This window comes from Ureibacillus suwonensis (assembly GCF_042655065.1).
GTDB classification, from domain to species: Bacteria; Bacillota; Bacilli; order Bacillales_A; family Planococcaceae; genus Ureibacillus; species Ureibacillus suwonensis.
In genome coordinates this window covers 16,015-30,887 of the sequence record NZ_JBHSNQ010000193.1, presented here as the reverse complement: position 1 = coordinate 30,887, position 14,873 = coordinate 16,015, and the positions used below count along the sequence as shown (strand labels likewise).

Annotated in this window: 14 protein-coding genes and 1 pseudogene; 14 read left to right on the top strand and 1 reads right to left on the bottom strand. The window is 45.9% G+C overall.

What is annotated here, in order from left to right; genetic code table 11:
• Positions 1-109 precede the first annotated feature (109 nt).
• The 13 genes from ACFPOH_RS16385 to ACFPOH_RS16320 all read left to right on the top strand — a co-directional run bounded on the left by ACFPOH_RS16385 (position 110) and on the right by ACFPOH_RS16320 (position 13,062).
• On the top strand, positions 110-1,678 hold the full coding sequence (locus ACFPOH_RS16385) for a terminase large subunit (RefSeq protein ID WP_465270749.1): 1,569 nt from the start codon (positions 110-112) through the stop codon (positions 1,676-1,678).
• Positions 1,675-2,946 (top strand): phage portal protein, encoded by a 1,272-nt coding sequence (locus tag ACFPOH_RS16380; protein ID WP_390310659.1) that lies wholly within the window; start codon positions 1,675-1,677, stop codon positions 2,944-2,946. The genes ACFPOH_RS16385 and ACFPOH_RS16380 overlap by 4 nt, the downstream gene beginning before the upstream one ends.
• Entirely contained in the window at positions 2,921-3,685 is a 765-nt protein-coding gene (locus ACFPOH_RS16375) for a head maturation protease, ClpP-related (RefSeq protein ID WP_390310657.1), read from the top strand. The genes ACFPOH_RS16380 and ACFPOH_RS16375 overlap by 26 nt, the downstream gene beginning before the upstream one ends.
• Before the next feature lie 13 nt (positions 3,686-3,698).
• A complete protein-coding gene (locus tag ACFPOH_RS16370) occupies positions 3,699-4,901 on the top strand; it encodes a phage major capsid protein (RefSeq protein WP_013297316.1) in 1,203 nt (400 codons plus the stop codon).
• 21 nt (positions 4,902-4,922) lie between these two features.
• Positions 4,923-5,231, top strand: coding sequence for a head-tail connector protein (locus ACFPOH_RS16365; protein WP_028306855.1), 309 nt, complete (start codon positions 4,923-4,925; stop codon positions 5,229-5,231).
• A gap of 2 nt (positions 5,232-5,233) precedes the next feature.
• Positions 5,234-5,569, top strand: a complete 336-nt coding sequence (locus ACFPOH_RS16360; RefSeq protein WP_127837355.1) for a head-tail adaptor protein — start codon at positions 5,234-5,236, stop codon at positions 5,567-5,569.
• Between the two features lie 17 nt (positions 5,570-5,586).
• Positions 5,587-6,018: an HK97 gp10 family phage protein gene (locus ACFPOH_RS16355; RefSeq protein ID WP_390310655.1), complete on the top strand. Its 432-nt coding sequence runs from the start codon at positions 5,587-5,589 to the stop codon at positions 6,016-6,018.
• The gene (locus tag ACFPOH_RS16350) at positions 6,015-6,359 is read left to right on the top strand and encodes a hypothetical protein (RefSeq protein ID WP_003516028.1); all 345 of its coding nucleotides are present in this window, start codon (positions 6,015-6,017) and stop codon (positions 6,357-6,359) included. Before ACFPOH_RS16355 ends, ACFPOH_RS16350 begins: the two co-directional genes overlap by 4 nt.
• Before the next feature lie 5 nt (positions 6,360-6,364).
• On the top strand, positions 6,365-6,964 hold the full coding sequence (locus ACFPOH_RS16345; protein WP_367669972.1) for a major tail protein: 600 nt from the start codon (positions 6,365-6,367) through the stop codon (positions 6,962-6,964).
• Positions 6,961-7,347, top strand: a complete 387-nt coding sequence (locus ACFPOH_RS16340; protein ID WP_465270748.1) for a hypothetical protein — start codon at positions 6,961-6,963, stop codon at positions 7,345-7,347. Before ACFPOH_RS16345 ends, ACFPOH_RS16340 begins: the two co-directional genes overlap by 4 nt.
• A 214-nt stretch (positions 7,348-7,561) precedes the next feature.
• Positions 7,562-9,748 carry a phage tail protein gene (locus ACFPOH_RS16330; protein WP_367669973.1) on the top strand — a complete coding sequence of 729 codons (2,187 nt, stop codon included), beginning with the start codon at positions 7,562-7,564 and terminating at the stop codon, positions 9,746-9,748.
• A gap of 13 nt (positions 9,749-9,761) precedes the next feature.
• Positions 9,762-10,535: a distal tail protein Dit gene (locus ACFPOH_RS16325; RefSeq protein ID WP_367669974.1), complete on the top strand. Its 774-nt coding sequence runs from the start codon at positions 9,762-9,764 to the stop codon at positions 10,533-10,535.
• Positions 10,536-10,539: 4 nt separating this feature from the next.
• Complete coding sequence (locus tag ACFPOH_RS16320; protein ID WP_390310651.1) at positions 10,540-13,062, top strand: phage tail spike protein; 2,523 nt, start codon at positions 10,540-10,542, stop codon at positions 13,060-13,062.
• Between the two features lie 218 nt (positions 13,063-13,280).
• Here ACFPOH_RS16320 and erm read toward each other — a convergent pair.
• A pseudogene (erm, locus tag ACFPOH_RS16310) lies at positions 13,281-14,065 on the bottom strand (23S ribosomal RNA methyltransferase Erm).
• Positions 14,066-14,276: 211 nt separating this feature from the next.
• Here erm and ACFPOH_RS16305 point away from each other — a divergent pair.
• Complete coding sequence (locus ACFPOH_RS16305) at positions 14,277-14,852, top strand: hypothetical protein (RefSeq protein WP_390310649.1); 576 nt, start codon at positions 14,277-14,279, stop codon at positions 14,850-14,852.
• The last annotated feature ends 21 nt before the right edge of the window (positions 14,853-14,873 follow it).

The following is a 14,873-nucleotide window of genomic DNA, read 5'->3' as shown; positions in this document are numbered from 1 at the left end:
TCCATTAACGAGAGGAACTTCATCCCTGAGGTTCCTTTTTTCTTGTTCAATTTTAAGAGAGGAGGCGGCAAAGCTGCGGAAGTTAAAACGGTATAAACCAACAAAGTTTATGGCCGAAGGTTCTCGATATGACAAGGAAGCGGCGGATGCCGCTGTTACTTTTATAAACTGCTTGAAGCATACCAAGGGCGAATGGTATGGGATGCCTTTTGAACTCATTGACTGGCAGGAGCAGATTGTCCGGGATATATTCGGAATCTTGAAACCTAACGGATACCGACAGTTTAACACTGCCTATATAGAAATTCCAAAAAAGCAGGGTAAGAGCGAACTTGCAGCAGCAATCGCTTTATACCTTACCTGCGGTGATTTCGAGCATGGTGGCGAGGTTTACGGGTGTGCATCTGACCGTCAGCAGGCATCCATCGTTTTCGATGTTGCGGTAGATATGGTGGAACAGTGTCCGGCATTAAAGTCTCGAATTAAACCAATGCTGTCGCAAAAGCGGCTGGTGTATAAACCATTAGGCAGTTTTTATCAAGTACTTTCAGCTGAAGCATACACGAAGCATGGGCTAAACGTCCATGGTGTGGTTTTTGACGAACTTCATGCTCAGCCAAACCGGGAGCTGTATGATGTAATGCTACACGGATCTGGCGATGCAAGAAAACAGCCGCTGTTTTTCCTGATTACAACTGCGGGTACCGACCGCAATTCCATCTGCTGGGAAGTACATCAAAAGGCTGAGGATATTCTGCAGGGACGCAAGATAGACCCGACTTTCTACCCTGTTATCTACAGCGCAGCCGATACCGATGACTGGACAAGTGAAAAGGTATGGAGAAAGGTTAACCCGTCACTGGGCATTACAGTCGACATCGAAAAATTGAGGGTGGCTTGTGAAAATGCCAAGCAAAATCCTGCAGAGGAAAATTTATTCCGTCAGCTCCGCTTAAATCAGTGGGTGAAACAATCGGTGCGCTGGATGCCAATGGATAAATGGGACAGGTGTGCGTTTCCTGTTGATGCAGAAAAATTGCGCGGCAGAACCTGTTACGGAGGACTTGACCTGTCATCTACTACCGATATTACCGCCTTTGTGCTGGTGTTTCTGCCGCTTGATGAATCTGATAAATATCAGATTCTACCTTTTTTCTGGATACCGGAGGAGAATATTGATCAGCGTGTGCGGAGAGATCATGTGCCTTATGATGTCTGGGAGAGGCAAGGCTTTTTATATACCACTGAGGGTAACGTCGTGCATTATGGTTTTATCGAGACCTTTATTGAGGAACTTGGATTGAAATATAACATTAAGGAAATAGCCTTTGACCGCTGGGGCGCAATTCAGATGACGCAAAACCTCGAGGCTTTGGGTTTTACGGTTGTTCCATTCGGTCAGGGATTCAAGGATATGTCCCCGCCTACAAAAGAGTTGATGAAGCTGACATTGGAAGAACGCATCGCCCATGGCGGTAATCCAGTACTGCGGTGGATGATGGACAATATCTATGTCAAAACCGACCCCGCTGGAAACATTAAGCCAGACAAAGAAAAGTCCACCGAGAGAATAGATGGTGCGGTAGCGTTAATTATGGCGCTTGACCGCGCGTTAAGGCATGACGGGGATGAACGCAACGGATCAATTTATGATGAAAGGGGGCTGTTGATTATATGAGTGTATTTTCCCGTTTGTTCAAAGCAAGGGATAAGCCGAAAAACAGCCTGTTCGGTAATGCATATAGCTTTTTCTTCGGCGGCACATCCAGCGGAAAAGCTGTCAATGAGCGGACTGCTATGCAGACAACTGCAGTGTATGCCTGTGTAAGGATACTTGCAGAAGCCATCGCCGGGCTTCCGCTTCATGTGTACCGCTATAAAGAAGACGGTGGCAAAGAAAAAGCGTTGACCCATCCGCTCTATTATTTACTCCATGACGAACCAAACCCTGAGATGACTTCATTCGTGTTCCGAGAAACACTGATGAGTCATCTTCTTTTATGGGGAAATGCTTACGCTCAAATTATTAGGGACGGCGCGGGACGGGTGCTGGCGCTTTATCCGCTTCTGCCAAACAAAATGACGGTAGACAGGGCTCCAAACGGAGAACTGTTTTACACTTATCGGTGCGACAGCGATGAGAGTAGGGTTAATCCAAAAGCAGGCCTTATTTACCTACGAAGTGATGAGGTTCTTCACATCCCGGGACTAGGTTTTGACGGACTGATCGGATACTCCCCTATTGCTATGGCCAAGAACGCCATAGGCATGGCTATTGCCTGTGAAGAGTATGGTGCATCCTTTTTTGCCAACGGTGCAAATCCGGGTGGTGTTCTGGAACATCCCGGCGTATTAAAGGATCCGGCAAAGGTGCGTGAAAGCTGGAACGCTGTTTATCAAGGAAGTGCCAATGCTCACCGCATTGCAGTTCTGGAAGAGGGAATGAAGTTTCAACCAATCGGCATTCCACCCGAACAGGCACAGTTTTTAGAGACAAGAAAGTTTCAGATAAATGAAATTGCTCGGATATTCCGAGTACCTCCCCATATGGTTGGAGATCTTGAAAAGTCAAGCTTTTCAAACATCGAACAGCAATCTCTGGAATTTGTTAAATACACGCTTGACCCGTGGGTGGTGCGTTGGGAACAGGCTCTCCAAAAAGCGCTGCTTTTACCATCAGAGAAGCGGGCATACTTTGTCAAATTCAATGTAGATGGCCTTCTGCGCGGTGATTATGCAAGCCGCATGAATGGTTATGCTGTAGCTCGCCAGAACGGCTGGATGTCTGCTAACGATATCCGTGAGCTTGAGAACATGAACCGCATTCCCGCGGAACTGGGCGGCGACCTGTATCTCATCAACGGCAATATGCTTCCGCTGTCGCAAGCAGGCAATTTTTATGATAAGGAGGCAGATAAGAATGCAAGCAAAAACGCGGGCAGATAAGCCCCAAAACCCGCAAAACCCGGAGCGCGGATTGGGTCCAGCGTCACGCTGGTGGAACTGGGTGCAAAACGATGACGGCAGCCGGACTCTGTACCTTGACGGGCCCATAGCCGAGGAAAGCTGGCTTGGAGACGAAGTAACTCCCAAGCAGTTCAAATCGGAGCTGTTGTCCGGAGAGGGTGATATAACGATCTGGATTAACAGTCCGGGCGGCGATATATTTGCAGCTAATCAAATTTACAACATGCTTATGGATTACAAAGGCAAAGTGACGGTAAAGATTGACGGTATTGCAGCCAGCGCCGCTTCGGTCATAGCTATGGCCGGAGGTGACGTCTTTATGTCACCAGTCAGCATGATGATGATTCACAACCCTATGACAATAGCCATCGGTGATACAGAAGAAATGGAGAAAGCTATCGCAATGCTGGAAGAAATAAAGGAATCCATCATCAACGCTTATGAGCTGAAAACCGGGCTTTCCCGGGCGAAAATATCGCACCTTATGGATGCGGAAAGCTGGTTTAACGCAAGAAAAGCGGTGGAACTGGGCTTTGCCGATGGCATCCTGTTTATGGAGAATGAATCATCGCTATCCGAATTTGAAGTATCAGGAGGAATGATCTTCAGCAGGCAGGCAGTGACAAATTCCATCCTGCAAAAGCTTAAACCCAAAGAAAAACTAAAAGGAACCCCGATTGAGTCGCTTGAAAAGCGGCTTTTTTTATTAAAACCGTAAGGAGGATTTGATTATGAGCAAAATACTGGAACTGCGTGAAAAACGCGCTAAAGTATGGGAAGCTGCTAAGGCTTTCCTCGACAGCAAACGCGGGAACGACGGACTGCTTTCACCGGAGGATACCGCGACTTATGAAAAAATGGAAGCCGACGTTATTGCGCTGGGCAAAGAAATAGAGCGTCTTGAGCGTCAGGCTGCCATAGATTTGGAACTGTCAAAACCGTTGAATATTCCTATTACAGACAAACCCACTTCCATATCTGGCAACAATGAGAAAACCGGACGTGCCAGCGATGAGTACAGGCAGTCTTTCTGGAACATGATGCGCGGCAGGCGCAAATATGACGTACACAACGCGCTGCAGATTGGAGAGGACACCGAAGGTGGATATCTTGTTCCCGACGACTTTGAGCGTACTCTTGTGGAAGCGCTGGAGGAGGAGAATATCTTTAGGCAGATTGCCAATGTTATTACCACGTCCAGCGGTGACAAGAAAATTCCTGTGGTGGCAAGCAAGGGTACTGCATCCTGGGTGGATGAGGAAGGCCAGATTCCCGAAAGCGACGATTCCTTTGCTCAGGTATCCATCGGCGCATATAAGTTGGCTACTATGATCAAGGTGTCAGAGGAATTGTTAAACGACAGTGTATTTAACCTTGAACAGTATATCGCCAAAGAGTTCGCCCGCCGAATCGGAGCAAAAGAGGAGGAAGCATTTTTTATCGGCGACGGATCTGGCAAGCCAACCGGTATCTTGGCTGATAACGGCGGTGGCGAGATAGGAGTAACTGCGGCGAGCGCAACAGCCATTACCCTTGACGAGATCATGGACTTGTTCTACAGTCTAAAGTCTCCGTACCGCAGGAACGCTGTATTCATTATGAATGATTCGACAATTAAAGCTATAAGGAAGCTCAAAGACAACAACGGTCAGTATCTCTGGCAGCCTTCTGTAACTGCTGGAACACCGGATACTATCCTCAATCGTCCAGTTAAAACTTCTGCATTTATGCCAGCCATTGCCGCCGGAGCAAAAACGATTGTATTCGGCGATTTTTCTTATTACTGGGTAGCAGACCGTCAAGGCAGGGTTTTTAAGCGGCTTAATGAGTTGTATGCTGCGACCGGACAAGTTGGATTCATGGCAACCCAGCGTGTAGATGGCAAGCTGGTACTGTCTGAAGCAGTCAAGATACTGCAGCAGAAATCAGCTTAATGAAAACGGAGGTGCTGCGGCATGGAACTTTTGGAGAAGGTTAAAGCAAACCTCATATTGCAGCACAACGAAGATGACGCACTTTTACAAGAGTATATCAAAGCCGCAGTTGCCTATGCGGAAAGTTACCAGAAAAAGCCGGAAGGATATTATGCCGAAAACCCCATGCCGCCTACTACTGAGCAGGCTGTAATTATGCTGTCGAGCCATTTTTATGAAAGCAGGGATGGCTCGACGGCTGGCTTTTTTGGGGATAGTGTGCAGGCAGGACAGCAGGTATGGAATACAGTTAATCTATTGCTGCGGCTCGACCGGGATTGGAAGGTGTAAATATGGGCTTTGGGAAAATGAAAACTTTCGTGGACATTATCTCAGTCAAGCCGGTTAAGGATAGTGAGGGTTTTACAGAAAAAGGTGATGTCATTCTTGCTTCGGTAAGGGCATACAAGGAAGATAGGCATGGCAGTGAAAAATGGGCAAACAGGGCGGCGTTTTCGCAGGCGTCTGCCCTGTTTCGCTTCCGTAAGATACCTAACCTGGAAGTTACCACAGATCTTGTACTCGTTTGCAGCGATGGCAGGTACAACATTATCAGTGTTGAGGACGTAAAAGGACGCGGAATGTATATTGAGGTGCTTGCGGAAAAGGTGAAATCAAGCAAAGCATAAGAGGAGGGGGCTGCAACGTGGCTAAGGTGGAAGTTAAAATGCCGGAAGAGTTCTTGCTCGAGTTATCCAGACTTGGAGAAAGAACAGACGAAATCATACCTAAGGTGCTGGAAGCAGGCGGGGAAGTGGTTCTTTCAAAAGTGAAGTCCAATCTTCAGTCAGTTATCGGGAACGGCACTAAATATCCGTCCAGAGCAACCGGTGAATTGGTAAATGCTTTGGGACTCTCTCCTGCCAAACAAGACAGGGATGGAAACCACAACATAAAAATCGGCTTTACTGAACCAAGGAAGGATGGGGAAAGCAATGCGAAGATTGCTAATATTATTGAGTACGGCAAGTCCGGGCAGCCTCCAAGGCCCTTTTTGAAACCGGCAAAATCAGCTACAAGGAAGTCCTGCATCGAAGCAATGAAGTCAAGACTGGAACAGGAGCTGGGTCGTATATGAGCATATTGTCAGAATTAAACTCGTTATTGGATGGTTTGGGTATCCCCATTGAAACCGGGGTATTTAGCGGTGTACCGCCAGATGAGTACCTTGTCATTACTCCGATGACAGATACATTTGAAGTTTTTGCAGACAACCGGCCTCAGGTAGAAACCCAGGAGGTAAGGTTGTCTTTATTTATAAAGGGAAACTACACTGCCCGTAAAAACGAAATAGTGAACACATTGCTTCAAGCAGGCTTTACCATTACCGACAGGCGGTATATAGGCCATGAGGACGATACCGGCTATCACCACTATGCCATTGATGTGGCAAAAGAATATGAAGTAAAGGAGGAATGAAAAACATGGCCACAATCGGACTGGACAGGTTATATTATGCCAAAATAACCGAGAATGAAAACGGAGAAGAGACATACGACACGCCTGTTCCGCTGGCTAAGGCTATTACGGCAGAACTTTCTGTGGAGCTGGCAGAGGCGACACTTTATGCCGATGACGGGGCGGCAGAAGTGGTCAAGGAATTTCAAAGCGGTACCCTGACTCTTGGTGTTGCAGATATCGGAGTAGACGCTGCTGAGGTTTTGACGGGAGCCACCCTTGATGACAATAAGGTGCTGATTTCCACCAGCGAGGATGGAGGCGCGCCTGTGGCAATTGGCTTTAGAGCCAAGAAAGCTAACGGCAAATACAGGTATTTTTGGCTTTACAGGGTGAAATTCGGAATCCCGGCGACAAATCTGCAAACGAAAGGTGATAGCATTACGTTTTCGACACCCACCATTGAAGGGACAGTCATGAGACGTAACAAACCAGATGGCCAGGGAAAGCACCCTTGGAAGGCAGAGGTCAGCGAAGACGATCCCGGAGTATTGCCTGAAACCATTAATAATTGGTATACAGAAGTTTATGAACCGGTATTTGCTGTGGGAGGAGGCAGTGAATGATGCAGGATAATGACAGAAGCGCGACTATCAAAATCGGTGATGAAGAATATCAGCTTATACTAACCACTAAAGCGACAAAGGAGATTGCAAAAAGATATGGCGGTCTTGAAAACCTCGGCACAAAACTGATGAAAACCGAGAACTTCGAGATGGCTCTTGACGAAGTGGTGTGGCTGATTACACTGCTGGCTAACCAGAGCATTTTGATACACAACCTCAAAAATCAGGATAAGTGTGAACTTCTTACCGAAGAGACAGTGGAACTTCTTACATCTCCTTTGGAACTGGCAGCATATAAAGACGCTATCATGGAGGCAATGTTCAAGGGAACCAAAAGAAATGTTGAAAGTGAAGATGATTTAAAAAACACACCGGCCGAGTGAGCGATGAGGAATTGTTCACTCGGCTTTTATATTACGGCACTGTTCAGCTTAATCGTTCAGAGGAAGAAGTATGGCTCATGCCAATTGGATACCTGCTTGATTTATGGGAGTGCCATAGACAGTTTTTAGGACTGTCTAAACCGAAGCGTATGATGACCATTGATGATGTGATACCTTATGGAATTTAAAATTTTGCAGGAAAGGAGGCGGTTATATGGCAGACAATTTTGGCTTGAAGATCGGGATTGAAGGCGAAAAGGAATTTAAGAACGCCATTCGTGAGATTAATCAAAGCTTTAAGGTACTAGGCAGCGAAATGAACCTTGTTGCATCTCAGTTTGATAAACAAGATAAATCAGTTGAAGCTGTTACTGCAAGAAACAAGGTGCTGAATAAAGAGATCGAATTGCAGAAAGAAAAAATTGCTACTTTGGAGAAAGCCCTTGCCAATGCCGCCTCTTCTTTCGGAGAAACCGATCGGCGTACTCAGTCTTGGCAAATACAGCTTAATAACGCCAAAGCCGAACTGAACAAAATGGAGCGCGAACTCGAACAGTCTGCTGAAAGTGCAGATGAACTTGGGGACGAATTGAAGGAAAGTGGCGACAATGCCGAAAAATCCAGCTCAAAATTTGAGAAGCTGGGCAGTGTCCTCAAAGGTGTTGGTGCGGCTATGGGTGCCGCAGCGGCTGCAGCGGGAGCTGCTGCCATCAAGCTGGGAAAAGAGGTCGTGCAGCAGTTCGGAGAGCTTGAGCAAAACCTCGGCGGTTCTGAAGCCGTGTTTGGAGAATATGCTGAACGTATCCAGAAAACAGGAGAAGAAGCTTACAAGAACCTAGGCTTGTCCCAATCCGAGTACCTTGCAACTGCCAACAAAATGGGAGCACTGTTTCAGGGTGCTGGTGTCGATCAGCAAAAAAGTCTGGAGCTTACTGAGAAGGCCATGCAACGGGCGGCAGATATGGCTTCGGTTATGGGTATTGACATGCAGACTGCCATGGAATCCATCGCTGGCGCAGCCAAGGGTAACTTCACCATGATGGATAATCTGGGTGTCGCCATGAACGCCACTACCATCGAAGCTTATGCTCTTGCAAAAGGGCTGGACTTTGCCTGGAATAGCGCAACCAATGCCGAAAAGGCCGAGATCGCCATGCAGATGTTTTTTGAAAAAACCGAACAGTATGCTGGCAACTTCGCAAGAGAGTCTACCCAGACCATCAGCGGTTCTATTGGTCTTTTACAAGCCTCTCTAAGTTCGTTTATAGCAGGACTTGGCAATGCGAACGCTGATATGACGAACCTAACACAAAATCTTGTGGATGCCTTTCAGGCTGTAGTTAAAAATATCATACCGGTTTTGGAAAATATAGTGGCCGCTCTGCCGGAGGCAACCGGTGCGATTATCTCAGCAGTCAAAGATCTGCTTCCCGTGCTGTTGCAAACTGTAACTGAATTGTTCTCTCAGGTGCTTCAAACTCTCTTGAGCCTGCTGCCGGAGCTGATTCCAGCAGCAGTAGATGCGGTCATGACCATTGTCGGAGCACTCATTGATAACCTGCCTTTACTCATTGATGCAGCGGTGCAGCTAATCACAGCGTTGGTAATGGGGCTTGGAGAAGCATTACCGGAGCTAATTCCAGCAGCAGTTCAAGCAGTGATCACCATTGTGCAAGGGCTGCTGGATAATATGGACAAAATCCTTGAAGCTGCTTTTACATTGATTCAGGGACTGGCGCAGGGACTTTTAAATGCATTGCCAGAACTAATTGAAGCACTGCCGAGGATAATTACAACAATCATTGAATTTGTGACGAACAACATGCCGAAGATCATAGAATTAGGAATTACGCTTATAGTACAGCTTGCTGCCGGGCTTGTGAAAGCCATTCCAGAATTAGTAAAGTCCTTACCTCAGATTATTGCGGCTATAATTGAAGGTTTGGGTAAGGCGGTTGTTTCGGTGGTTGAGATCGGTAAGAACATTGTAAAAGGCATATGGGAAGGTATTAAGAGCCTTGGTAGCTGGATTAAGGATAAGGTTTCCGGTTTCTTTTCCGGTATTGTTGATGGAGTAAAGAATTTTCTTGGAATCAGATCTCCGTCCACTGTTTTTGAAGGTATTGGCGGCAATATGGCACTGGGTATTGGTGAGGGATTTGACAAGGCTATGGCCAGAGTGGCGGACGATATGCAAAATGCAGTGCCGACAGATTTTAATATATCTCCTGACATTAATGTAAGTGGACGAGGTGGATTTAGCGGTTTAGCTTCTGGGCCGCTTGTTGTGGTGCAGCAGATGATTGTTCGTGGTGAAGAAGACATACGTAGGATTTCACAGGAGTTATATAACCTGATGCAGACAGGTTCAAGGGCGCAGGGACGTTTTATAACAGCATAATGGAGGGAAGCATATGGGATTTATCTACAATGGAATATCGTCGCAAAGTATGAAAATACGAGCAAGACTTACCAAATGGCAGGTCTCCCCTGCCCTGCGCAATTCCTTTGAAACTGTGCCGGGCAAAGCAGGTATTGCAGATTTTGGCTGCGACATATCAGAACGAAACATAATAATTAGCTGCAGTGTGCTTCCCCAGCGCAGTTTTGCCGAGCTTGTATCGGTTCTTGATAATGTTGCTGAATGGTTAAATCCGGAAAACGGGCTTAAACAACTTGTTCTAGATGATTTGCCCGACCGATATTTCATAGCTCGCTTATCAGAAGCGGTTGACTGTGAGCGGATACTGCGGACAGCGGGCAGCTTTGAACTTCGGTTTGTTTGTCCCGACCCGTATGCTTATGCGTTGGAAGATGAGATATTTGTTCTTTCTGAAACAGGCCTGCATGAGTTGGAGAGGGTTAAAGGAAATGCGGATTCCAATCCGGTTTATCTCTTGAAGGGTTTGATATCAACGTCTTCATCAAGCTATATTTCGCTTATTACAAACGGCGAGGAATTGCGAATTGTTGGCTCATTATCTGAAGGTGAAACTCTGATTGTCGACTCCGGCATGGTAACAGCTAAGGTTATTGATGAAACAGGCGGAACCTTGAGAAATGGCCTTCCCAGCCTGCAGGATCTGAATTTTCCAATTCTCAGGAAAGGTGTTAATCATATTGAGATTGCTGCAGAAAACGCGACCTTTACTGAGTTAAAAATACAGGCAAAAAGCAGATGGAGGTGATAACATGGCGATAAAATCAATTCTAACGAGCCAAGAGGATTTTACCGGTGAGTTTCCTGTAACATCAAGGACGTCTGCTTTATGGCGATTTAATGAAAAAACGCCAGACGAAAATCTTCAGCTTATAGACTCATCGGGACATGGCAGACATTTTACCATCTCCGGCTGGTCAGGGACATCAGCAAACCTTATTGCTGGAAGATTCGGAAGATACTTCAGGCAAAATATTGTTAATCCGACTTCTGAAAAGACCCATCTTATAGCAGAAAATGATGGGAGTTTCTTTAGCAATCTGGGCGAAAAGATTGTTGTAGGCGGTTGGATTAATCCTACCACCTATTCGGTCGGCCAGACATATATACCCATATTCAATACCCGCCAAGGACCTGGTCAGCCAATTTTTTATGTTTCACTTTATCAAGGAAGACTTAGGCTGATGTTGTATAACTCCTCCGGCACACTAATCTACGACCAGAGTGAAACAGCTACCATTACCTTAAAAAACGGCGGCTGGTATTTTATTGCCTCCATCATTGAAGTAAGCAACAAAAAGGTACAGAACATCATATGCGATCGCAGCGACGGGGCAACCTGGGTGTCGCCTGTGCGTTCCTTTTCGGGAGAATTGAACCGGGAATGCATAGCAAACATTATTATGGGGATGCATGCAAATACCTACTACTATGCCGGAGGCTTCGACGACTGGTTTCTGGAAACGGACTCACAGCTTACAGCTGATGATTTGCTGTTATATTTTAAGTCGTCTTTACATGCAAACGGTGGGGATGCGGCTTCGGATGTAGATGCTTTGGCAGAGCCTGGCGCAGTCACCCTTAAAGCAACAGATGGCGAGTATCCTGCAAGTGGCGTACTTTATACAAGGGCGGTTCCATGTGCTTTATCCGGCAGCGGTCGTGTCGCTGTCACAAGCGAATATACTGCAGGTGTTACGTCAGTGTCTTTAGTAGAGACCAGCACAAGCGATGATCTTGAAGAATGGTCTGCATGGCAGGCTGTGGGAACCAGCGGTGAGCTTCAATCTCCAAATCGGCAATATATAAGGTTCCGTGTTACCCTAACCAGCAGTGACCCATTGAAGACGCCAAAACTGTTGGAAATACAGCTTCATGACATACCGAAAGCGCCATATGAGAAGTTAGGCTTTGCCCGTCCTGTGATTTTGGACAAAAACGGAGCATGGGAAGCTGTTCTTGAAAATGCCTTTGATATCATTGTCACTGGTGAGGTGAATGGTGCGGATACGCTGGAATTCAAGCTTCCGTTCCATGATCCAAAAAGAAGCACACTGGAAAATGAAAAACAAGTGCAAATCGTAAATGACATTTACCGGATCCGAACCTTAACGGACAATAAAGGTGAAGATGGGCGTGTTATTACGCAAGTATATGCTGAAGCGGTGTTTTATGATCTGTCTTTCAGTGCGGAAAAAGTACCTAGGGAATTCAATGCAGATACTGCAGATGTTCCGATGCAATATGCACTTTTGGGTACAGGCTGGACAGTAGGAAATGTTACTGTTAGCACGAAGAGAACATGGCAGTGTACAGAAAAAAATGCCTTATCCATCCTTCGCACCGTACAGAATATTTATGGCGGCGATCTTGTGTTTGACAGCGCCAACCGCCAGGTACACCTTTTGACTTTTAGTGGTACCGACAGCGGAGCGCTTTTTTCATATAGAAAGAATTTGAAAAGTATTCAGCGGGTAGTCGATACACGTGAATTAGTGACAAGGCTCTATGCTTATGGAAAGGACGGATTGACCTTCGCTTCAATTAATGGAGGTAAGGAATACGTGGAAGATTACACTTTTTCCAGTGAAGTGAGGGTGTCGACGCTTGATTGTTCGTCGTTTACAAATCCGTATCAGATGCTGGAATATGCAAAAATGCGGCTTGCAGAATATTCGAAGCCTCGCGTTTCTTATGTACTGTCTGCAATGGATTTATCTGCGCTAACCGGTTATGAGCACGAAGCATGGAAACTGGGTGATATTGTTACAGTGGACGATAAAGAACTAGGCCTTTTGGTAAAGACACGTGTTGTGCGTAGGCAGTACAACTTGCAGGAGCCTTGGAAAACAGTGATCGAGCTTTCAACTAAACTGCGGGAACTTGGCGATTCTTCAGCACAGTGGGACAAGGCAGCAGATGCGCTGTCCTCAGCAGAGTTGGTAAACCGTCAGGAAATTAAAGATATGGTACCATTCAACCATCTGCGCAATTCCAGGGCGGATGATGGTTTTGCCTACTGGGTCAATTCCGGTTTTGAAGTGGATACTGAGAATGGTGTTTCGGGAACTGCTTCCTTCAAGGCTGTCGGTGTACCTGGTATGACAAAGAGTCTGTCACAGACGGTATATCCAGCAACGCGTAAAAGCTATACTTTTTCAGCGCAGATTGCTTCCGAAAACCTTGAAAAGGGCGAAAACGGCCAAGTTGGTGTTGAGATAGTAATTGAATACGAGGACGGTACAACAGAAACAAGATTTATAGACCTGATTTGAGGGTGATGATATGGCATATTTCAATCAGATTGCACACAGTATTTCTCCCAAAAGTATCAGCAGAGTCAAATCTATCACCATCAGGCTGTGCGTCACTGACTGCACCGGCACCGTTTACTTTACGGATTTATTGCTTCAAGGCGGCTCGGTTTCCACCGGATGGGTCGGACATGTGTGCGAGATCCGGTGGACATTGGACGGGTAATGAGCCACTCAAATCATTTTCTGCCTAGCACATGCTCCCAGTAGCATCGGAAAAGGCAAAGCCATTGAACATAAAGAATCTCTGCAGGGGTGATATTGTTTTGCACGCCAGCCTGACGGAATGCCCTAGATAATTGCTTGCTTGTAAAAAACAGCGGAATCCATATTTTAGCGCCTTTGAAACAAATTGTTCATAGGCAAACCACTGGTTTGCGGGGATATCCGGCGGGCTCTTTTTCTTAAGATGAAGAAGTACTACATCAACGCCCGGTTTGGGATGAAAATCTTCCCTGCTGAAATAGTAAGCAATATCCAAATCAAATCTGGGTTTTATAAGCAGTGAACGCAATGATTCTGAAGGCTTACCCATGAAACGCTTGGCTGCGCCTTTTTCCATGGTAAGCCATGCTTCAGAAGGTGCGTTTTTGCACTCCGTGAGTTTTCGCATAATATCCGTAGTGAAGCAAAAGGGAATGTTTGAAAAAACCTTATAATCTTCGGATTGAGGAAGCTTCCACTTCATAAAATCCTGATGATATATACGGATATTTTTGACGTCCTTGAATTTTGCTGTCAATCTATTATATAAACGGCCGTCAATTTCGATTGCCGAGACTTTTCGGCATTTTTGAATCAAGATGCCTGTTATATGACCCTTTCCCGGGCCAATTTCAATCACATGATCATCCTTGTTAAGGGTTGTTCTGCGAATAATTCTGTTGATGATTTTGTAACTTGTCAAAAAGTTTTGAGATACCCAAATGGGCGGAGTTGTCCCTTTTTTTCTATTTTGGGGCATAAAAAATACACCTCTTTCGGTTTTTTTTTTAATCGAAAAAGGGTGCACTAAAACAAAGACGCTGCTATTGAGCTATCTTTTGTTCAGGGCACCTTTATTTACGAATACGAAAAATACCACACATAGGTGTATACTAGCCTCCAAATATAAAATCAGATTATAGTTTAGCATTGATGCCTATGTTTGTCAAATAGTTTTGGAGGAAAAAACTATGCAGTTTTCAAGATTTGCAGAAACCATACAACTAAAAAGCAATAAACATGTGGTGGGCGTTACTGTGATACTCAAGATTTCCGACTGTACCGGAATAATCTATTTCACCGACCTGCAGCTTCAGGATGGAGATCAGTTGACAGGCTATACCGTCCACACGAGCAAAATGCTAACGAAAATGCAGGAAAACGGGCAGCCAGTTCCGCCCCGGTATTATAACGGTGTGGTGCGAACAGCGGAGACTGTAATTTTATTCAACCTGGGTAAAACTTCTGCTGGTCTTGACTGCTATATCTATCCTATACAGGATATGGCCGCAGGAAGTATTGAAATATCCCAAGGTATGGGCGCGCATAAGGTAAGGTTTCTTGACTCGGTTAACGCAGGCGATGAGCTGACACTCAAGGCTTCCACCCGCCAATGCCTAAAAAACGGAAGTCAGACTCCTAAGGATGGGTTTTATCAATATTCTGCGGCATGGGACAGCAAACATACAGTGAAACTGGAAGAGAGAAAATCGGCGCGGGTGCTCTTTGAATTTCAGGAGATGCAGGAAGGCGGTGACCGGTTGTGAGGGATTTCTTAAAAGGCAAAC

Bases quoted from the DNA above. Each gene is read 5' to 3' on its own strand.
- ACFPOH_RS16350 (WP_003516028.1), top strand. From the start codon at position 6,015: ATGAGCATATTGTCAGAATTAAACTCGTTATTGGATGGTTTGGGTATC.
- ACFPOH_RS16370 (WP_013297316.1), top strand. From the start codon at position 3,699: ATGAGCAAAATACTGGAACTGCGTGAAAAACGCGCTAAAGTATGGGAA.
- ACFPOH_RS16345 (WP_367669972.1), top strand. From the start codon at position 6,365: ATGGCCACAATCGGACTGGACAGGTTATATTATGCCAAAATAACCGAG.
- ACFPOH_RS16325 (WP_367669974.1), top strand. From the start codon at position 9,762: ATGGGATTTATCTACAATGGAATATCGTCGCAAAGTATGAAAATACGA.
- ACFPOH_RS16360 (WP_127837355.1), top strand. From the start codon at position 5,234: ATGGGCTTTGGGAAAATGAAAACTTTCGTGGACATTATCTCAGTCAAG.
- ACFPOH_RS16340 (WP_465270748.1), top strand. From the start codon at position 6,961: ATGATGCAGGATAATGACAGAAGCGCGACTATCAAAATCGGTGATGAA.
- ACFPOH_RS16380 (WP_390310659.1), top strand. From the start codon at position 1,675: ATGAGTGTATTTTCCCGTTTGTTCAAAGCAAGGGATAAGCCGAAAAAC.
- ACFPOH_RS16375 (WP_390310657.1), top strand. From the start codon at position 2,921: ATGCAAGCAAAAACGCGGGCAGATAAGCCCCAAAACCCGCAAAACCCG.
- ACFPOH_RS16330 (WP_367669973.1), top strand. From the start codon at position 7,562: ATGGCAGACAATTTTGGCTTGAAGATCGGGATTGAAGGCGAAAAGGAA.
- ACFPOH_RS16305 (WP_390310649.1), top strand. From the start codon at position 14,277: ATGCAGTTTTCAAGATTTGCAGAAACCATACAACTAAAAAGCAATAAA.
- ACFPOH_RS16365 (WP_028306855.1), top strand. From the start codon at position 4,923: ATGGAACTTTTGGAGAAGGTTAAAGCAAACCTCATATTGCAGCACAAC.
- ACFPOH_RS16320 (WP_390310651.1), top strand. From the start codon at position 10,540: ATGGCGATAAAATCAATTCTAACGAGCCAAGAGGATTTTACCGGTGAG.
- ACFPOH_RS16385 (WP_465270749.1), top strand. From the start codon at position 110: ATGGCCGAAGGTTCTCGATATGACAAGGAAGCGGCGGATGCCGCTGTT.